Consider the following 18,973-nt stretch of genomic DNA (forward strand, 5'->3'; position numbering starts at 1 on the left):
GGTGCTGACGTCTCCCGACGGGGGTCGGGCGAAGTTGGCGGAGCACGGGGTTGTGGCGGCGCCGGATCCGTTGGGCTGAGGACCGCCGAGCCGGGCGTGTCGTGGGGTTTCTCGCCCCCGCCGCCCCTTCCCTTCCCGTTCCAGGGGGCTGTGCCCCCAGACCCCCGCTCCGGCCCATGAACGGGCCTCGTCCTCAAGCGCCGGACCGGCTGGAGGCGCCGGGGTCCGCTTAAGGATCTCCTCGCCGGGGCAGACTTCTCGATTCGTCTTTCGGCGAGGCCTGACGTAGACTGACTCGTCGGCTCTCGTGCACCCGCATGTCTGCATGCGCCCGTAAGGGATGTGCAGGAGAGACGATCAAGGTAGTCGATTCGAAGGGCGAAGCGTGGCCAAGAAGCAAGGTGCCATCGAGATCGAGGGCACTGTCGTCGAGTCTCTTCCGAACGCCATGTTCAAGGTTGAGCTCCAGAACGGCCACCAGGTCCTGGCGCACATCAGCGGCAAGATGCGTATGCACTACATCCGTATCCTCCCTGACGACCGGGTCGTGGTGGAGCTGTCTCCGTACGACCTGACGCGTGGCCGGATCGTCTACCGCTACAAGTAGATCTTGCCCAGGCTCCGTGCGCGTTCCTGCGTGCGGGGTGGCCGGCAACTGACCCGGAGAACCTCACATCCCATGAAGGTCAAGCCGAGCGTCAAGAAGATCTGCGACAAGTGCAGGGTGATCCGCCGTCACGGTCGGGTCATGGTCATTTGCGAGAACCCGCGCCACAAGCAGCGCCAGGGCTGATCGCTCAGAGATCACACCCTCTGCATCGATATCGCAGAGACTTCGCGCGACGCGAGCAAACTGTTCATACGCAGGTCCCAGGCGGGTTCGCTCGCCTGACACCCTCGGCTCGGAGGCCGAGGACCCGGTTCGTACCTAATCCCCGACTGTGCCTCGCGCGCAGTGCGAGGAGGCCGGCGGACGGGAGTCGGATCTGTGGAAGACCTCCGAAGATCAACTGGAGCCATTGAATGGCACGCGTTTCCGGTGTCGACATCCCGCGCGAAAAGCGTGTGGAGGTCGCCCTCACCTACGTGTTCGGCATCGGCCGGACCCTCTCCCAGGAGACGCTGGCAGCGACCGGCGTCGACCCGAACACCCGCGTTCGCGACCTCTCCGAGGAGCAGCTCGTCGCGATCCGCGAGTACGTGGACGCCAACATCAAGACCGAGGGTGACCTCCGTCGCGAGGTCCAGGCCGACATCCGCCGCAAGGTCGAGATCGGTTGCTACCAGGGTCTCCGTCACCGTCGTGGTCTGCCTGTCCGCGGTCAGCGCACCAGCACGAACGCTCGTACCCGCAAGGGCCCGCGTCGCGCCATCGCCGGCAAGAAGAAGCCGGGCAAGAAGTAGTCCTCAGCGGACGCTCATCAGCGGTCTTCGCTGTAGGACCGACCACCTCCCGTAGGAGTTATTAGATGCCCCCCAAGGGACGTCAGGGCGCTGCCAAGAAGGTGCGCCGCAAGGAAAAGAAGAACGTCGCGCATGGCCAGGCGCACATCAAGAGCACGTTCAACAACACGATCGTGTCCATCACGGACCCGGCCGGAAACGTGATCTCGTGGGCCTCCGCCGGCCACGTCGGTTTCAAGGGCTCGCGCAAGTCCACGCCGTTCGCCGCGCAGATGGCCGCCGAGTCGGCTGCCCGTCGCGCGCAGGAGCACGGCATGCGCAAGGTCGACGTCTTCGTCAAGGGCCCGGGCGCCGGTCGTGAGACCGCCATCCGCTCCCTGCAGGCGACGGGCCTCGAGGTCGGCTCCATCCAGGACGTCACCCCGACCCCGCACAACGGCTGCCGTCCGCCGAAGCGTCGTCGCGTCTGACGCACGGCCGCTTGTCGGTCTGAGGCTTTCGGGCGGTACGGCTCCGTAAAAAGGGCCGTATCGCCCGTACCCTTGCAGTACCCGTGCGGTGAGTACGCACGGTTCCGTCGGGCGTCAAATAGCGGGCGTCCACGAAAGAAGGATCTGATCGCCACATGCTGATCGCTCAGCGTCCCTCGTTGACCGAAGAGGTCGTCGACGAGTTCCGCTCCCGGTTCGTGATCGAGCCGCTGGAGCCGGGCTTCGGTTACACCCTCGGTAACTCCCTCCGCCGGACCCTCCTGTCCTCGATCCCGGGTGCGGCGGTCACGTCCATCCGTATCGACGGCGTGCTGCACGAGTTCACCACCGTGCCGGGTGTCAAGGAGGACGTCACCGACCTGATCCTCAACATCAAGCAGCTGGTCGTGTCGTCCGAGCACGACGAGCCCGTGGTGATGTACCTGCGCAAGCAGGGCCCGGGTCTGGTCACCGCCGCCGACATCGCGCCCCCGGCCGGTGTCGAGGTGCACAACCCCGACCTCGTCCTCGCCACGCTCAACGGCAAGGGCAAGCTGGAGATGGAGCTGACCGTCGAGCGCGGTCGCGGTTACGTCTCCGCCGTGCAGAACAAGCAGATCGGTCAGGAGATCGGGCGCGTCCCGGTCGACTCGATCTACTCGCCGGTTCTCAAGGTCACGTACAAGGTCGAGGCCACGCGTGTCGAGCAGCGCACCGACTTCGACAAGCTGATCGTCGACGTCGAGACCAAGCAGGCGATGCGTCCGCGTGACGCCATGGCCTCCGCCGGTAAGACGCTGGTCGAGCTGTTCGGTCTCGCCCGCGAGCTGAACATCGACGCCGAGGGCATCGACATGGGCCCGTCCCCCACGGACGCCGCCCTCGCCGCTGATCTCGCCCTGCCGATCGAGGAGCTCGAGCTCACCGTTCGGTCGTACAACTGCCTCAAGCGTGAGGGCATCCACTCCGTGGGTGAGCTCGTCGCCCGCTCCGAGGCCGACCTCCTGGACATCCGTAACTTCGGTGCGAAGTCCATCGACGAGGTCAAGGCGAAGCTGGCCGGCATGGGCCTGGCCCTCAAGGACAGCCCGCCCGGATTCGACCCGACCGCCGCGGCGGACGCGTTCGGCGCGGACGACGACGCGGACGCCGGGTTCGTGGAGACCGAGCAGTACTAGTCGCTCCGCGAGTCTGCCGTTTTTGGCTGCGGGGCCGTTGTGGCTGGTCGCGCAGCTCCCCGCGCCCCTTCGAGGGCGCGGGCCCTCCGGGCGCGCTGAGAAAGGCGTCCGGATCTTCGACAGACAACCGTCTGCTCGGATACTGACCCCGGTACCTGATACGGCCGGGGCAGACACCTAGGAGAAACACCATGCCGAAGCCCACCAAGGGTGCCCGTCTGGGCGGCAGCGCCGCGCACGAGAAGCTGCTCATCGCGAACCTCGCGAAGGCGCTGTTCGAGCACGGCCGTATCACCACCACCGAGGCGAAGGCGCGCAAGCTGCGTCCGTACGCCGAGCGTCTGGTCACCAAGGCGAAGAAGGGCGACCTTCACAACCGCCGTCAGGTGCTCCAGGTGATCACGGACAAGAGCATCGTGCACACGCTCTTCACCGAGATCGGCCCGCGCTACGAGAACCGCCCGGGTGGCTACACCCGCATCACCAAGATCGGTAACCGCCGTGGCGACAACGCGCCCATGGCTGTCATCGAGCTGGTCGAGGCGCTGACCGTCGCGCAGCAGGCCACCGGTGAGGCCGAGGCCGCCACCAAGCGTGCGGTCAAGGAAGACGACCTCAAGAAGGACGAGGCCGTCGAGGACGCCAAGCCCGCCGACGAGGCTGCGGCCGAGGAGTCCAAGGACGCCTGAGGCTCCGCCTGGCAGTGAACGGGTCCGCCCTTCGGGGCGGGCCCGTTCCGCGTTTTCCGACGGCGTTTTCCGAGGCGTTCTCCGCAGGGCGCAGGCTTGAGAGGATCTAGGGGTGAGTGACGAAGTACAGCCCGGGTTCGTACGGGTGCGGATGGATCTCTCGTACGACGGGAGCGGCTTCTCCGGGTGGGCCAAGCAGGCCGGCGGGCGCCGGACCGTGCAGGGGGACATCGAGGACGCGCTGCGGACCGTGACCCGGTCGAAGGACACCACCTACGAGCTGACGGTGGCCGGGCGGACGGACGCCGGGGTGCACGCGCGCGGGCAGGTGGCGCACGTCGATCTGCCGGAAGGGCTCTGGGCCGAGCACCGGGAGAAGCTGCTCAAGCGGCTCGCCGGGCGGCTCGCCAAGGACGTGCGGATCTGGTCCCTCGAAGAGGCGCCGGCCGGCTTCAACGCGCGGTTCTCGGCGATCTGGCGGCGGTACGCGTACCGGGTCACCGACAACCCTGGGGGTGTCGACCCGCTGCTGCGCAGCCATGTCCTCTGGCACGACTGGCCCCTGGACGTCGACGCCATGAACGAGGCCGCCGGGCGGCTGCTCGGCGAGCACGACTTCGCCGCCTACTGCAAGCGGCGGGAGGGCGCGACGACCATCCGTACGCTCCAGGAGCTGAGCCTGGTGCGCGGTGCGGACGGTGTGATCACCGCGACCGTCCGGGCCGACGCCTTCTGCCACAACATGGTGCGTTCGCTGATCGGGGCGCTGCTGTTCGTGGGCGACGGGCACCGGACCGCGGAGTGGCCGGGGAAGGTGCTGGCCGCGGGCGTGCGGGACTCGGCGGTGCATGTCGTACGGCCGCACGGGCTGACGCTGGAGGAGGTCGGCTACCCGGCCGACGAGCTGCTCGCCGCCCGTAACAAGGAGGCGCGCAACAGGCGGACGCTGCCCGGAGCCGGGTGCTGCTGATCTGCCGGCCGTGCCGCTGCTCTGTCGGCCGTGCGGCTGCTCTGTCGGCCGTGCGGCTGCTCTGCCGGTCGCGCGTCGGCGGCGCGGTCAGTTGTTGGCGGCCGCCGATGCCTGGGCCTCGCCGCGCTGGCGGATCCGCTGGAAGGAGAACTCCGCGAGGTCGTCGCCGGCCTTGAAGACCGCCGTGTCCTTCGTCGTCACGTCCTTGCCGTCCGTGAAGCCGGTGATCGTGAAGTAGGCGTACCGGCCGTAGGAGTTGGTCGTGGAGCGGCAGATCGCGCCGTCGCAGAAGGCCTTGACGCCGCCGCCGGTGAGGGCCTTGACGATGCTCTTGTTGTCGGCCTGGCTCTTGACCTTGAGGGCCTGTGCCTCGGTGTCGAAGACCGCCACACCGACCGTCACCGCGATGTTGTCCTTGGTGTAGGTGATGCGCATGAGGCGGGTGCAGCCGTTGGCGGTGAGTATCTGGGGCAGGGTGCCCTGGACGCTCGTCGTGCAGGTGGTGCTGTCGGCCTTGGGGCCCTTCTTGTACACGGCCGACCCCATGGTCAGCTGGGTGCCGGGGAAGAGGAGGTCCGGCCCGTTGGGGGCGGTGTCCTTGGCCTTGCTGGCGATGAACTCCTTCGGGTCCAGCGGGGGCGGGGCGCTGGTCGGGGCGAAGGAGGGGGTGCCGGACGCGCTCGGCAGGCCGCCGGAAGCGGGCAGCGAGGAGGTCGGCTTGTTCGCCTCGTCACTGCTGTTCGCCGACACCACGGCCATGGTCACGGCGGTGCCGATGGCGAGCGTGGCGAGCGCGCCGCCGCCTATGAAGAACAGCCGACGGCGCCTGTTGCGTGTCTCGGACGCCTCCGCGAGCGCGGCCCAGTCCGGAGTCGGGCCGTCATCGCCGCTGGTCCACGGCTGCTGGGAGTTCGGTTTCCACGGATCCCACTGGGACTGAGGTCCCCCCTGCCCATAGCTCATGGGCCGCATCTTAGACGGGGAGCGGGGGATGCTGTTCCGCCCCAACCGGCGCCGAAGTCCCTGGAGTTCCCGGCGCGAGTGCGGGCAAAGGTGACATCTCCGGGTGGTTGGTACGGCGTTCCCGCAGGCCGGCGGCGTGGGTGTGGCGCAGGCCACTCCGGATGAGGGTTTCCGGTGGCGGCCTTCGGCGGGGCTCCGCGGTGCGTCCCGGCGAGGCTGGCATGCTCACGCGTGATCGGGTGACAGGCCCCGTTTTGACCCGGCCCCCGAGACACGGGTATCCTGCATCTTCGTTGTGTATTGGCTTGCTCTTCTCACGGGACGGGCCCTTACACCGGTTCACCGGGCCGATGACCAGCGACCAGCACGCGGCTTGCGTCACCGCAGTGCGGTCTCGGCTGTCGTGATCGTCTTCGGTGACCTTGTCAGGACCAATTCACTGAAGAAGCGAAGGCTACGAACCGTGCGTACGTACAGCCCCAAGCCCGGCGATGTGACGCGCCAGTGGCACGTCATCGACGCTCAGGACATCGTCCTGGGCCGTCTCGCCACCACTGCCGCGTCCCTCCTCCGGGGCAAGCACAAGCCGATCTACGCGCCCCACGTCGACACCGGTGACTTCGTCATCATCATCAACGCCGACAAGGTGCACCTCTCCGGCAACAAGCGGACCCAGAAGATGGCGTACCGCCACTCCGGGTACCCGGGCGGTCTGCGCTCCGTGCGCTACGACGACCTCCTCGCGAACAACCCCGAGAAGGCCGTCGAGAAGGCCGTCAAGGGCATGCTCCCCAAGAACACGCTGGGCCGTCAGATGCTCTCGAAGCTGAAGGTCTACAGGGGTGACGTGCACCCGCACGCGGCGCAGCAGCCCGTGCCGTTCGAGATCACCCAGGTCGCGCAGTAATTCCGGCCACACCCCTAGCTGAAAAGAACTGAGGAGAACCGTGGCCGAGACCACTGCCGAGCAGCCGCTCGAAGAGACCGAGCTCGTCGACATCGAGAGCTACACCACCGAGTCCGAGGTGCCCGTCGAGGGTGAGTACACCTCGGAGTCCCTCGCCTCCCGCTTCGGCGAGGCCCAGCCGGCCGCCGGCCTGGGCCGTCGCAAGAACGCCATCGCCCGCGTCCGGATCGTTCCGGGCACCGGCAAGTGGAAGATCAACGGTCGCACCCTCGAGGACTACTTCCCGAACAAGGTGCACCAGCAGGAAGTCAACGAGCCCTTCAAGGTGCTCGAGCTCGACAACCGCTACGACGTCATCGCCCGTATCTCGGGTGGCGGTGTCTCCGGTCAGGCCGGTGCGCTCCGTCTCGGTGTCGCCCGCGCGCTGAACGAGGCCGACGTCGACAACAACCGTGGCGCCCTCAAGAAGGCCGGCTTCCTCACGCGTGACGACCGCGCGGTCGAGCGCAAGAAGGCCGGTCTCAAGAAGGCCCGCAAGGCCCCGCAGTACAGCAAGCGCTAAGCTTCGCTGCCTGCTCGTACGTATTCCGGGTCGGACCGGTTCGGTTCGCCCGCACGTACTCCGAACGCCCCGGCGGCACGCCACAGTGTCGCCGGGGCGTTCGTTTTCTCGCATCCGTGGGCGTATAACGGCACAAGGTGCTCAAAGGCTTGTGTGATCGGATGTTCAGGGCATGAAATGCCTGGATGCGGAGCCGCCGCCGACCGGATGGCCGGTCGATCGTCCGACGCGCCCGCACGCTTTTGAAACTGACGCTTCCTCAGGAGGACAAGTGGGACGACTCTTCGGCACGGACGGCGTGCGCGGTGTCGCCAACGCGGATCTGACGGCTGAGATGGCGCTCGGCCTGTCCGTCGCGGCGGCGCACGTGCTGGCCGAGGCGGGCACGTTCGAGGGGCACCGGCCGGTGGCCGTCGTCGGACGGGACCCGCGCGCGTCCGGAGAGTTCCTGGAGGCCGCCGTGGTGGCCGGCCTGGCGAGCGCCGGAGTGGACGTGCTGAAGGTCGGCGTGCTGCCGACGCCCGCTGTCGCCTACCTCACCGGCGTGCTCGGCGCCGACCTGGGTGTGATGCTCTCCGCCAGTCACAACGCCATGCCCGACAACGGCATCAAGTTCTTCGCCCGTGGCGGCCACAAACTCGCCGACGAGCTCGAGGACAGGATCGAGTCCCTCTTCGAGGAGCACAGCACCGGCGCGCCCTGGGCCCGGCCGACCGGCAGTGGTGTCGGACGCGTGCGGTCGTACGACGAGGGCTTCGACCGCTACGTCGCGCACCTCATCGCCGTGCTTCCCAACCGGCTGGACGGGCTGCGGATCGTCCTCGACGAGGCGCACGGCGCCGCCGCCCGGGTGTCGCCGGAGGCGTTCACGCGGGCCGGCGCGGAGATCGTGACCATCGGGGCCGAGCCGGACGGGCTCAACATCAACGACGGGTGCGGGTCCACGCACCTGGACAAGCTGAAGGCCGCGGTCATCGAGCACGGGGCCGACTTCGGCATCGCGCACGACGGGGACGCCGACCGGTGCCTGGCCGTGGACCACACGGGCGACGAGATCGACGGGGACCAGATTCTCGCGGTGCTCGCGCTGGCCATGCGGGAGCGGGGTGTGCTGAGGTCCGACACCGTTGTCGCGACCGTCATGTCCAACCTCGGCTTCAAGCTGGCCATGGAGCGGGAGGGCATCCACCTCGTGCGGGCCGCCGTCGGCGACCGGTATGTGCTGGAGGAGATGAAGCAGCACGGCTACGCGCTCGGCGGCGAGCAGTCCGGGCACGTCATCATCCTCGACCACGCGACGACCGGTGACGGCACGCTGACGGGGCTGATGCTGGCGGCGCGCGTCGTGGCGAGTGGGCGTTCGCTGCGGGAACTCGCCTCCGTGATGGAGCGGTTGCCGCAGGTGCTGATCAATGTGCCGGACGTCGACCGGTCGCGGGTCTCGGACTCGGCCGAGCTGGCGGCTGCCGTCGTGGAGGCGGAGCGGGAACTCGGGGCCACCGGGCGGGTGTTGCTCCGGCCTTCCGGGACCGAGCAGTTGGTGCGTGTGATGGTCGAGGCGGCGGATATCGACCAGGCTCGGTCGGTGGCCGGGCGGCTGGCGGACGTGGTGAAGTCGGCGCTCGGTTAGCCGACGGGCCGGGTTCGGGGTGGGGGTTCCGTGGTTTGCGGGCTGCGGCTGCGGCTGCTGAGGCTGCGTCGTGTCTGGTCGCGCCCACGCGGCGGAGCCGCAGATCGGCAGAGCCCCGCGCCCCTGGGAAGCGGGTCCGCCCTGCTAGCCCGCGTGTGCTCGTTGCCGTTGCTTCGCCCAGAACCACTTCTGGGCCAGCAGCGTCAGCGTGCCCGCCAGGATGATGCCCAGCAGGTTCAGCAGGAGCTGGGTTGTCGAGCCCCAGGTCTGGTTCATGTCGCCGTAGCTGAGGGCCACGGCGGCGTTGGCGGCTGCCGGGACCGTCGTGACCGAGATGGCCACGCCCACCAGGGCGCCGGACTTCGCCGAGGTCAGGGAGAGGGTGCCGGCGGCGCCCGCCAGGACGGCCACGATGAAGGAGAAGGCGTCGGGGGCGTAGACGAAGCCGGTCTGGGGGCGGTCGGCCTCCAGTTGCGCCCTGCTGAACAGGTCGACCGCGTCCATGAAGAGGCTGAAGCCCACCGTCGCCGCCATCGCCACCGCGAAGCCGACCAGCAGGGCGATCAGCGAGCGCAGGGCCAGGCGGGGAGCCCGCTGCACGATCGACGTGGAGATGCCGGCCAGGGGGCCGAACTCCGGGCCCACCGCCATCGCGCCCACGATCAGGACCGCGTTGTCGAGCACCACACCGCAGGCGGCGATCATCGTGGCGAGGGTGATGAACGCGAGGTACGTGACGGAGAGCGTCGACTCCTCGTGGGTGGCGTCCGTGAGGTGCTCCCACAGGACGGCGTCGGCGCCCTCGCCCGGCGCCTCCGCCTCGGCCTTGTCGGCGCGCCGCGACAGCGACAGGTCGATGTTCTCGACGGCGATCGAGCCCGTCCGGTCCAGGCCCAACTCCTGTAGTCCGGTGAGGAGTTCGTCGCCGGCCTCGCGCGCCACGTCGCACATCACGACATCGCCGGCCGGGTTGCGGGCCGCCCCCGGCACCACCACGAGATGGGTGGTGCCGACGGTCCTCTCGATCAGGCGGACCACGTCGTCGGTGTTGCCCGACGGGGTGATCAGACGCAGGTGCAGCATGCAGGCAGGGTAGCCGTCAGAGTTTGCGCAGGCTCAGACGCTGGACCTTGTGGTCCTGGCCCTTGCGGACGATGAGGGCGGCCCGGCCCCGGGTGGGCGCGATGTTCTCCACCAGGTTGGGCTTGTTGATGGTGCGCCAGAGGGTGCGGGCGTAGTCGACGGCCTCCTCCTCGGAGACCTGGGTGTACTTCCTGAAGTACGAGTCCGGCTTCTGGAAGGCCGTCTGACGCAGTTTCCGGAACCGGTTGAGGTACCAGCGTTCGATGTCCTCGGCGCTCGCGTCGACGTACACGCTGAAGTCGAAGTAGTCGGCGAGGCCGACGCGGGTGCGGCCGTCCTTGCCGGGCAGGGCGGGCTGAAGGACGTTCAGCCCCTCGACGATCAGGATGTCGGGGCGGCGGACGGTGAGCCTGCGGTCCGGGACGATGTCGTAGATCAGGTGCGAGTAGACCGGGGCGGTGACTTCGCCCTTGCCCGCCTTGATGTCGGCCACGAAGCGGGTCAGCGCGCGGCGGTCGTAGGACTCGGGAAATCCCTTGCGGGACATCAGGCCGCGGTTTTCCAGCTCCGCGGTGGGGAGCAGGAAGCCGTCCGTGGTGACCAGCTCCACGCGGGGGTGTTCCGGCCAGCGGGACAGCAGGGCCTGGAGGAGCCGGGCGACCGTCGACTTGCCGACCGCCACCGAGCCCGCGACGCCTATCACGAACGGGGTGCCGGACTGCGAGCCCTGTTCGCCGAGGAAGGTGTTAAGGGCGCCGCGCAGCCCGTCGGTGGCGCCCACGTAGAGGTTGAGCAGGCGGGACAGCGGGAGGTAGATGTCGCGTACCTCGTCGAGGTCGATGACGTCACCGAGGCCGCGCAGCTTCTCGACCTCCTCGGCGGTCAGCGGCAGCGGAGTCTTCTCGCGCAGCGCGCTCCACTCGGATCGGGTGAGGTCGACGAAGGGAGTCGCCTCCGGCCTGTGCCGGTGGGCGCTCCGGGGCATCGGGGGGACCGGGGAGATCACAGTCCATTGTTAACGGAGTTTGAACAGGTTGGCGGGTGGGGTCCGTCACGCCCCGTGGAAGCCGCCTACAGGCGTGGGAATTTCCGAAATCGGGCACGCGGAGGCTCTTTCGGGACAGGGTTCGGTCGTAGGCTGCCGCGCATGTGCGGAATCGTGGGATACGTGGGGTCTCAGTCGGCGCTAGAGGTCGTCATGGCCGGGCTGAGGCGACTGGAGTACCGGGGCTACGACTCGGCGGGTGTCGCCGTGCTGGCGGACGGGGGACTCGCCGCCGCGAGAAAGGCGGGCAAGCTCGTCAACCTGGAGAAGGAGCTCGGAACCCGGCCGCTGCCGACCGGGACGACGGCCATCGGGCACACGCGGTGGGCCACGCACGGCGGGCCGACGGACGCCAACGCGCATCCGCACCTCGACAACGCCGGGCGGGTCGCCGTCGTGCACAACGGGATCATCGAGAACTTCGCCGGGCTGCGGGCCGAACTGGCCGAGCGGGGGCACGAACTGCTCTCGGAGACCGACACCGAGGTGGTGGCCCATCTGCTCGCCGAGGAGTTCTCGGTGACGGCCGACCTGGCCGAGGCCATGCGGCTGGTGTGCCGGCGGCTGGAGGGAGCGTTCACGCTGGTCGCGGCGCACGCCGACGAGCCGGACGTGGTGGTCGGGGCGCGGCGGAACTCGCCCCTCGTGGTGGGCGTCGGAGAGGGCGAGGCCTTCCTGGCCTCGGACGTCGCCGCGTTCATCGCCCACACGCGCTCGGCGATCGAGCTGGGGCAGGACCAGGTCGTCGAGCTGCGGCGGGACGGTGTGACGGTGACCGGGTTCGACGGTTCTCCGGCCGACGTGCGGTCGTACCACGTCGACTGGGACGTGTCGGCCGCGGAGAAGGGTGGCTACGACTACTTCATGCTCAAGGAGATCGCCGAGCAGCCCAAGGCGGTCGCCGACACCCTGCTCGGCCGCATCGACGTCTCCGGAGCGCTGACGCTCGACGAGGTGCGGATCCCGGCCTCCGAGCTGCGGGAGGTCGACAAGGTCGTCATCGTCGCGTGCGGTACGGCCTTCCACGCGGGCCTCATCGCCAAGTACGCCATCGAGCACTGGACGCGGATCCCGTGCGAGGTGGAGCTGGCCAGCGAGTTCCGCTACCGGGACCCGATCCTCGACTCGCGGTCACTGGTCATCGCCATCTCGCAGTCCGGGGAGACGATGGACACGCTCATGGCGCTGCGGCACGCCCGGGAGCAGGGGTCCAAGGTGCTGGCGATCTGCAACACCAACGGTTCGACGATCCCCCGGGAGTCGGACGCGGTGCTGTACACGCACGCGGGGCCGGAGGTGGCCGTCGCCTCGACCAAGGCGTTCCTGACGCAGCTGGTGGCCTGCTATCTCGTCGCGCTGTACCTCGGCCAGGTGCGCGGCACCAAGTGGGGCGACGAGATCCGGGCCGTCATCCTGGATCTCGCGCAGATCTCCGGCGCGGTCGAGCGGGTGCTGGAGACCATGGGGCCGGTGCGGGAGCTGGCGCGGTCCCTCGCCCACAAGGACACCGTGCTGTTCCTCGGGCGGCACGTGGGGTATCCCGTGGCGCTGGAGGGCGCGCTGAAGCTGAAGGAGCTCGCCTATATGCACGCGGAGGGGTTCGCGGCGGGGGAGCTGAAGCACGGCCCGATCGCGCTCATCGAGGAGGACCTGCCGGTCGTGGTGGTGGTGCCCTCGCCGCGTGGGCGGTCCGTCCTGCACGACAAGATCGTGTCGAACATCCAGGAGATCCGGGCCCGGGGGGCGCGGACCATCGTGATCGCGGAGGAGGGGGACGAGGCGGTGGTGCCGTACGCCGACCATCTCGTACGGATCCCGGTCACGCCGGTGCTGCTGTCGCCGCTCGTCGCCACGGTGCCGTTGCAGGTGTTCGCGTGCGAGCTGGCCACGGCGCGGGGCAACGAGGTCGACCAGCCGCGGAACCTGGCGAAGTCGGTGACGGTGGAGTGAGCCGTGGGGTGAGCGGGGGCGCCTGAGGGGGGCGGGGTTCTGTGCGGGTGCGGGTGCGGGTGCGTTGTCGCTGGTCGCGCCCGCACGGCGGAGCCGCGGATCGGCAGCGCCCCGCGCCCCTGGGTGTCCTGGACAGCCGCGGGCCGTCCAGGACACCCAGGGCGACTCGTCAGCTCCGTATGCGTTTCCTTCTCGCCGCGTAGACCTTCCAGGTCGCGAAGACGAGGGGGAGTTCCAGGATCCAGACGCCCGTCACCGCGTCCCACTCCGGGGCGGCGGCCGAGGCCTCGTCGGCCGTGATGACCGCGCACAGCAGGCCCCACACCGCCGCGAGCAGACCCACCAGCCAGAGCGCGGTGGTCCAGGCCCAGGTGGAGCGGCCGCTGCCGGAGGAGCGCGGGGCGGAGGTCCGCCTGCGCGGCTGCGGGACGCGGTCGGGCTCGCGGGCCGGCATCGGGACCACCGCCTGCGGGGGCACTGCCGCGTCCAGTGCCGCGATCCGGTCCGGCGTCACCCCTCGGTACAGGGTGGGCTCCACGGTGACCGAGAAGCCGTCGTGGCCGGTCAGTACGCGGGCGCCGTCCGGGCGGGCGGTCATCGCCGCGCAGGCGTCGTAGCGGACGGTGACCGGGCCCCTCGGCGTCAGCAGGCTCACGCCCTCCGCGCCGATGACCAGCGTGATCTCCTCGTCCTCCAGCGACTGGTGGCGGGTGCCGGTCACAGCGGTCTGCGAGTACTGCGGGGCGAGGGTGAGTCCCGCCCAGTCGACGCCCCGGCCCGGCACCTGGAGGAGCGCCCCCGCCCACGCCTCCCGGGCGACCTCGCGCAGATCGTCCGTCGTCACCGCGTTCAGCTCGGCCCTGTGCTGCTCGGGGCTGAGGATCCGGTGCCCGAGCAGCAGGCTCAGCGCGTACGAGGGGAGCGCGGAGGCCGCGATGTCGGGCGAGTCGTACATCTTGAGGAGCTTGCCGCGGACGGAGTCCAGTTCGGACTGCTCGATACGGCCCACGCGCAGCCGGGCGAGCGTGTCGACGAAGCCGCCGACGACCGCGTCCTGCTTCTGCGGGAGGGAGTCCGCGTACGCGGTGAGGACGGCGAACTCGGCGTCGCGCGGGGTGTAGTCGGCCTCCGCGGAGTACGAGTAGCCGCCCTCCTGGCGCAGGTCCTGGAAGAGGGCCCGGCCGAGGACGTCCGCGAAGACGGCGGCCGCGGTGGAGCGGCGGAGCACCGAAGTGAGGACGACATGGCCGTCGTCGCCGCTGATGTACGCGGGGGTGGTGGGCAGGGCGCTGGTCGCGGCCGGCGCGGGGACGCGGGAGCCCTGGGGGAGGGTGAGGTCCAGGCCGTCGGGGACATGGTCGCTGGTGATCCACAGCACCGCGTTGTCCCTGGTGAAGCGGGTCTCGGCCCAGTGGCGCACCTGGTCGGGCGTCAGGCTCCAGGTGCCGAGCTCGTTGTAGCTGGACAGGCCGTAGCCACGGGCGCCGTACCGCCACAGCGGCATCCGGTGCTGGGGGCCGCTGCCACGGCCGGCCGCCTCGGTGCGCAGGATCTCCTTCTCGGTCTCCAGCCGCTCCATCGGCAGGTCCCGCAGCCCCGCGCACACGCTGTTGAGGTACTTGACCACCTCCTCCTCGCTGCCGGTGACGTGGAAGAGGGTGTAGGCGTTGGCCGTCGCGCCGTTGTAGTGCAGATCGGACAGGCCGAGGCGGTGCAGGGCGAGGTGCTCGACGAGGTGGGTGATGCCCGCGGTGGCCAGGGTCTCGTCGGCGCGGCCGACCCGGAAGAAGAGGCCGGCGGTGATCTCGTTGCCGGAGGCGGGCGCGTAGAGCGTGGGGATGTGGTGCGTGATGGTGTGCGAGACGAGGCCGGTGAGAGCGGCGAGTTCGGCGTGGTCGCCGAGGTCGTCACGGCTTTCGTGCTTGTGCAGGTCTGTGGTCATCGGTTGCCCCCTCCTCGGGTTTCCAGCGCGGCCTTGCGGTACCTGAGGAACGCCGCCTTCATGTCGGGCAGGCAGTCCCACGGGTCTTCGGTCGCCCGGTCGCCGAGGATGGCGAAGTGCGGGGCCGCGTCCGCGACATGGCCGCCGAAGGAGAACGCGAACGCGAACGCGTTGTGCGCGCCGATCGAGTCCCAGTCGGGCCGGTGGGCCGGGTGCAGTACGGAGACGTGGGCAGCGTTGCGCAGGTCGTCGCGGACCGGGAGGCTCTGCATGTAGGCCGCTTTCTGGCCGCCGTCCAGGTCCAGCGCGTGCTCGATGTGGACGATGGCCACCAGGGCGCCGGAGTTCGAGCCGTCGGGGGCCGCGGTCGCGCATTCGCGGGCGAAGCCGTGCGCCGCCTCCCAGGAGCCGCTCCACTTCGGGCACAGCTGCTGGAGCAGCTGGGTCTGGGCGCGGTAGTGGTGCGGGTGGTGGGCGGAGAGGCGGTCGTAGCGGCGGCGGGCCTCGGCCTGGCCCAGCTGGAGACCGCGTACGGTCTTCAGGCGGGACGCCCAGGCGGGGGCGTACGAGGGATGCTCGGCGCACACCTCGATCAGGATCTGCTCGGCCCTGCGCAGCCAGTCGTGGAACTGGACGAACTGGTCCTGGGAGACGTGCTGGGCGCGGGCGCTGCTGCGGATCCCCCAGCCGATGTGGACGTACCGCTCGGCGAGCAGCGTGCGCGGCAGCGGGTCGCCGGGCAGTTCGGCAGCCGCCCGCTCCAGGAAGTTCTCGACGCCGGCGATGTCCGCGAGCAGGCCGGCGGCCGCGGTGAGCTCGGCGGCCGAGTCGAGCCCCGCGAAGTAGGCCTGGACGGCCGGCCAGTGCCCGGCCTGCGCGGCGCTGCGCAGCGGGATCAGCTCGGGTGTGTTGTCGTACGGGTCGAAGGTCGGTCCCGAGGTGCTCGTGGGTCCGCCGCTGGTGATGCCGTCGGTGGTGCTGGTCATTCCTCCGCCCCCTGGCGTCGCTGTCCGCGGCGCGCGGGCTGGCCCCCCAGGGCGCGCGGCGGGTTCTTCACCGATGTGACCGGATGCGATCCGGTGTGGTCCTGTGTGAACCGGTGTGGTCCTGTGGAAACCGGCGTGATCCGGCGTCATTCGACGTGATCAAGTCGCCGCAGGCTAGCAGCAGGCTGTGACAGCGCGGCCTTAGGGTGCTGGGCATGAGCATCATCGGCGTCGGTATCGACGTGGCGGAGATCGACCGGTTCGCGGCGTCGCTGGAACGGACGCCCGGGCTGGCCCAGCGCCTGTTCCTGGAGAGCGAGCTGCTGCTGCCGAGCGGGGAGCGGCGGGGCGCCGCCTCGCTGGCGGCACGGTTCGCCGCGAAGGAGGCTCTGGCCAAGGCGCTGGGGGCGCCGCCCGGGCTGCTGTGGACGGATGCCGAGGTGTACGTGGAGGAGAGCGGACGGCCTCTGTTGCGGGTGCGGGGGAGTGTCGCCGCGCGGGCGGCCGAACTGGGGGTCACGGGCTGGCATGTGTCGTTGAGTCACGACGCGGGGGTCGCTTCGGCGGTGGTGGTGGCCGAGGGGTGAGCCGGCCCCGTGGGCGAGCCGATCGAGTGCGGTGAGGGGGGAGACCGGGGGAGACTCGACCGTATGCGTACTGCGTATCGCGTCGAGACCGTCCGTCGTGCCGAGCGGGAGCTGATGGCCCGGCTTCCCGAAGGGGCCCTCATGCAGCGGGCCGCCGCCGGGCTCGCCGCCGCCTGCGCCGATCTGCTGGGGCGGGTGTACGGGCGGCGGGTCGTGCTCCTGGTCGGCAGCGGCGACAACGGGGGTGACGCCCTGTATGCCGGGGCCCGGCTCGCCCGGCGCGGGGCGGGTGTCACCGCGGTGCTGCTCGCGCCCGGGCGCACCCACACCGCGGGGCTGGCGGCCCTGCGGCGGGCCGGTGGGCGCACGGTCGCGCCCGAGGGCGCCGAGGACGTCGTCCGCGGTGCCGACCTCGTGCTCGACGGCATCGTCGGGATCGGCGGGAGGGGCGGACTGCGGCCGGACGCGGCCGCGCTGGCGGCGGTCGTCGCCGGGGCCCGGGCCGCCGTCGTCGCCGTCGACCTGCCCAGCGGTGTCGACGCGGACACCGGTGAGGTGCACGGGAGTGCGATCCGCGCCGACCTCACCGTCACCTTCGGTACGCACAAGCCGGGGCTGCTCGTCGATCCGGCGCGGGAGTACGCCGGGTCGGTGCGGCTCGTCGACATTGGGCTCGGCGGCGAGCTGCCCGCCGAGCCCGAGCTGGCGGCCCTCCAGCACGCGGACGTGGCGGCCCTGTTGCCCGTGCCGGGCGGTGAGAGCGACAAGTACCGGCGGGGCGTCGTCGGGATCGCCGCCGGGTCCGCCCGGTATCCGGGCGCCGCGGTGCTGGCGGTCGCGGGGGCGCTGCGGGGCGGGGCCGGTGCCGTGCGGTACGTCGGACCGGCGGGGGACGCGGTCATCGCGCGGTTCCCCGAGACGCTCGTGTCCGACCAGGGGCCCCGGCAGGCCGGGCGGGTACAGGCGTGGGTCGTCGGGCCGGGCGCAGGGGACGACGCGAAGACGGTGGCGGAGGTGCTGGCCGCCGAGGTGCCGGTGCTGATCGACGCCGACGGGCTGCGGCTCGCGGACGCCGACGCGGTACGGGGGCGTACCGCGCCGACGCTGATGACACCTCACGCGGGGGAGGCGGCCGCGCTGTTGGGGGTGGCGCGGGAGGAGGTGGAGGGCGCCCGGCTGCGTTCCGCGCGCGAGCTGGCGGCGCGGTACCGGGCGACCGTGCTGCTCAAGGGGTCGACGACGTTGGTCGCGGACGCCGGGGGTGAGGGGGTGGTGCGGGTGAACGCGACGGGGACCGCGTGGCTGGCCACGGCCGGGAGCGGGGATGTGCTGTCGGGACTCGCGGGGTCGTTGCTGGCGGCGGGGCTCAGTGCGTTGGACGCGGGGAGTGTCGGGGCGTATCTGCACGGGCTGGCGGGGCGGCTGGCGGCGGACGGGGCGCCGGTGGGGGCGCATGACGTGGCCGCGGGGGTTCGGGAGGCCTGGCGGTCCGTGCGGGGATAGGGGCGGCCGGTCTTGTCCCGCCCCCGCCGCCCCTACCCGTCCCATGCCTGGAGGCGCTGCCCCCGGACCCCCGTTTCGGCCCCGAAAGGGCCTCGTCCCCAAACTCCCCCAGAGGGGCCCTCAGCCGGGCCGGGTCAGCCGGCCTGCGCTGGATGGGTGACTCCGCCGCGTGCCGCCCCGGTGCGCCGCGGGATACGCGTTTGTCTGATCGGATGTTCAGCACACGAACCGTGGCCTTCCTCCTTGCCGCCGTCGCTCTTCTTCCCCTCGGGAGTCCCGCCCGAGCCGCGCCTCCTCCCTCCGGACCCGAGAGCCAGCTTGTGCCCGGGGTGCCGCCGGGGCCGTACCAGCCCTGGCAGATCGATACGCCCGACCAGGTGCTCGCCCCGAAGGTGTACGAGCCCACCGCCGCCGAGGACGCCGTCGAGCCGTGGGACGCGCCGTGGGGGACGTACGCGCTCGTCGAGTACGTGCCGCTGGACGACGCCGTGACCCGGGTGCTGTGCAGCACGCGGACCGGGCCGTATCAGCGCGGGGTCGAGCGGTGGCTGAAGCTGAAGGTGGACGGGAAGCAGTCCGCCGCGGACTGTATGGCGATCCGCGCCTTTCAGCAGCAGCAGAAGATCAAGCCCGCCATCGGGTTCGCCGGGCCCGTCACCTGGGCACGCATGCAGCTCATCGCCGCGAGGAAGAACCCCAACGCCGGGAAGAGGTGCCCGGTGCGGACCCGCCGGGTCGCCTGCGTCGATCTCGACCGGCAGCTGACCTGGGTGCAGAAGGGGACGAAGGTCGTCTTCGGGCCGGTGTCGATGCGCAGCGGACGGGTCGTCCATCCGACCCGCACGGGGTGGCACACCATCTACTGGCGGCACAAGAACCATGTGTCCACGCTCTACGGAAACCCCATGCCCTATGCCCAGTTCTTCGACGGCGGCGAGGCCTTCCACGCCGTCTACGGCAGCATCCACACCACCATCGGTTCCATGGGCTGCGTCAATCTCACGCTCGGTGACGCGCGCAGACTGTGGGGGGTGCTGAAGAAGGGCGACCGGGTCTACGTGTGGGGGCACCGGCCCGGTACTTAGGGGCTGTCGGAGCCCTCTG

The 18,973-nt window shown here is 70.4% G+C and carries 19 protein-coding genes; 14 read left to right on the plus strand and 5 right to left on the minus strand.

Annotated elements, in window-relative coordinates; all coding sequences use genetic code 11:
* Nucleotides 1-385: 385 nt before the first annotated feature.
* From infA to truA, 7 genes are all read left to right on the plus strand, one after another.
* Entirely contained in the window at nucleotides 386-607 is a 222-nt protein-coding gene (gene infA, locus ACFWBB_RS22655) for a translation initiation factor IF-1 (RefSeq protein WP_003948620.1), read from the plus strand.
* A gap of 72 nt (nucleotides 608-679) precedes the next feature.
* A complete protein-coding gene (gene rpmJ, locus ACFWBB_RS22660; RefSeq protein WP_003998809.1) occupies nucleotides 680-793 on the plus strand; it encodes a 50S ribosomal protein L36 in 114 nt (37 codons plus the stop codon).
* Between the two features lie 230 nt (nucleotides 794-1,023).
* Entirely contained in the window at nucleotides 1,024-1,404 is a 381-nt protein-coding gene (gene rpsM, locus ACFWBB_RS22665; protein WP_057584669.1) for a 30S ribosomal protein S13, read from the plus strand.
* A gap of 65 nt (nucleotides 1,405-1,469) precedes the next feature.
* Nucleotides 1,470-1,874: a 30S ribosomal protein S11 gene (rpsK, locus tag ACFWBB_RS22670; protein ID WP_010354218.1), complete on the plus strand. Its 405-nt coding sequence runs from the start codon at nucleotides 1,470-1,472 to the stop codon at nucleotides 1,872-1,874.
* 155 nt (nucleotides 1,875-2,029) lie between these two features.
* Nucleotides 2,030-3,052 carry a DNA-directed RNA polymerase subunit alpha gene (locus ACFWBB_RS22675; protein WP_057602885.1) on the plus strand — a complete coding sequence of 341 codons (1,023 nt, stop codon included), beginning with the start codon at nucleotides 2,030-2,032 and terminating at the stop codon, nucleotides 3,050-3,052.
* Nucleotides 3,053-3,243: 191 nt separating this feature from the next.
* On the plus strand, nucleotides 3,244-3,741 hold the full coding sequence (gene rplQ / locus ACFWBB_RS22680; RefSeq protein WP_385275291.1) for a 50S ribosomal protein L17: 498 nt from the start codon (nucleotides 3,244-3,246) through the stop codon (nucleotides 3,739-3,741).
* A gap of 112 nt (nucleotides 3,742-3,853) precedes the next feature.
* Complete coding sequence (gene truA / locus ACFWBB_RS22685) at nucleotides 3,854-4,711, plus strand: tRNA pseudouridine(38-40) synthase TruA (RefSeq protein WP_385275294.1); 858 nt, start codon at nucleotides 3,854-3,856, stop codon at nucleotides 4,709-4,711.
* 87 nt (nucleotides 4,712-4,798) lie between these two features.
* On the opposite strand, the gene ACFWBB_RS22690 is transcribed toward truA, so the two are convergent.
* The gene (locus ACFWBB_RS22690) at nucleotides 4,799-5,674 is read right to left on the minus strand and encodes a hypothetical protein (protein WP_385275297.1); all 876 of its coding nucleotides are present in this window, start codon (nucleotides 5,672-5,674) and stop codon (nucleotides 4,799-4,801) included.
* Between the two features lie 463 nt (nucleotides 5,675-6,137).
* Between ACFWBB_RS22690 and rplM the strand changes: the two genes are divergently transcribed.
* The 3 genes from rplM to glmM all read left to right on the plus strand — a co-directional run bounded on the left by rplM (nucleotide 6,138) and on the right by glmM (nucleotide 8,773).
* The gene (gene rplM, locus ACFWBB_RS22695; RefSeq protein ID WP_358800794.1) at nucleotides 6,138-6,581 is read left to right on the plus strand and encodes a 50S ribosomal protein L13; all 444 of its coding nucleotides are present in this window, start codon (nucleotides 6,138-6,140) and stop codon (nucleotides 6,579-6,581) included.
* Between the two features lie 40 nt (nucleotides 6,582-6,621).
* Nucleotides 6,622-7,143, plus strand: coding sequence for a 30S ribosomal protein S9 (rpsI, locus tag ACFWBB_RS22700; protein WP_385275300.1), 522 nt, complete (start codon nucleotides 6,622-6,624; stop codon nucleotides 7,141-7,143).
* 271 nt (nucleotides 7,144-7,414) lie between these two features.
* A complete protein-coding gene (gene glmM, locus ACFWBB_RS22705) occupies nucleotides 7,415-8,773 on the plus strand; it encodes a phosphoglucosamine mutase (RefSeq protein WP_385275303.1) in 1,359 nt (452 codons plus the stop codon).
* Nucleotides 8,774-8,917: 144 nt separating this feature from the next.
* On the opposite strand, the gene ACFWBB_RS22710 is transcribed toward glmM, so the two are convergent.
* The gene (locus ACFWBB_RS22710) at nucleotides 8,918-9,856 is read right to left on the minus strand and encodes a DUF389 domain-containing protein (RefSeq protein WP_385275306.1); all 939 of its coding nucleotides are present in this window, start codon (nucleotides 9,854-9,856) and stop codon (nucleotides 8,918-8,920) included.
* 16 nt (nucleotides 9,857-9,872) lie between these two features.
* Entirely contained in the window at nucleotides 9,873-10,841 is a 969-nt protein-coding gene (gene coaA, locus ACFWBB_RS22715; protein ID WP_385275309.1) for a type I pantothenate kinase, read from the minus strand.
* A gap of 162 nt (nucleotides 10,842-11,003) precedes the next feature.
* On the opposite strand from coaA, the gene glmS reads away from it, so the two are divergent.
* On the plus strand, nucleotides 11,004-12,851 hold the full coding sequence (gene glmS / locus ACFWBB_RS22720; protein ID WP_385275312.1) for a glutamine--fructose-6-phosphate transaminase (isomerizing): 1,848 nt from the start codon (nucleotides 11,004-11,006) through the stop codon (nucleotides 12,849-12,851).
* A gap of 169 nt (nucleotides 12,852-13,020) precedes the next feature.
* Here glmS and ACFWBB_RS22725 read toward each other — a convergent pair whose 3' ends face one another.
* Nucleotides 13,021-14,793 carry a M16 family metallopeptidase gene (locus ACFWBB_RS22725; protein ID WP_385275315.1) on the minus strand — a complete coding sequence of 591 codons (1,773 nt, stop codon included), beginning with the start codon at nucleotides 14,791-14,793 and terminating at the stop codon, nucleotides 13,021-13,023.
* Nucleotides 14,790-15,779 (minus strand): hypothetical protein, encoded by a 990-nt coding sequence (locus ACFWBB_RS22730; protein ID WP_385275318.1) that lies wholly within the window; start codon nucleotides 15,777-15,779, stop codon nucleotides 14,790-14,792. Before ACFWBB_RS22730 ends, ACFWBB_RS22725 begins: the two co-directional genes overlap by 4 nt.
* 215 nt (nucleotides 15,780-15,994) lie before the next feature.
* Between ACFWBB_RS22730 and ACFWBB_RS22735 the strand changes: the two genes are divergently transcribed.
* From ACFWBB_RS22735 to ACFWBB_RS22745, 3 genes are all read left to right on the plus strand, one after another.
* Nucleotides 15,995-16,366, plus strand: coding sequence for a holo-ACP synthase (locus ACFWBB_RS22735; protein ID WP_385275321.1), 372 nt, complete (start codon nucleotides 15,995-15,997; stop codon nucleotides 16,364-16,366).
* Between the two features lie 63 nt (nucleotides 16,367-16,429).
* Nucleotides 16,430-17,869 (plus strand): NAD(P)H-hydrate dehydratase, encoded by a 1,440-nt coding sequence (locus tag ACFWBB_RS22740; RefSeq protein ID WP_385275324.1) that lies wholly within the window; start codon nucleotides 16,430-16,432, stop codon nucleotides 17,867-17,869.
* 212 nt (nucleotides 17,870-18,081) lie between these two features.
* Entirely contained in the window at nucleotides 18,082-18,954 is an 873-nt protein-coding gene (locus ACFWBB_RS22745) for a L,D-transpeptidase family protein (RefSeq protein WP_385275328.1), read from the plus strand.
* The last annotated feature ends 19 nt before the right edge of the window (nucleotides 18,955-18,973 follow it).

It is taken from the genome of Streptomyces sp. NPDC060000, from assembly GCF_042737375.1.
In the GTDB taxonomy this organism is placed as follows: domain Bacteria; phylum Actinomycetota; class Actinomycetes; order Streptomycetales; family Streptomycetaceae; genus Streptomyces.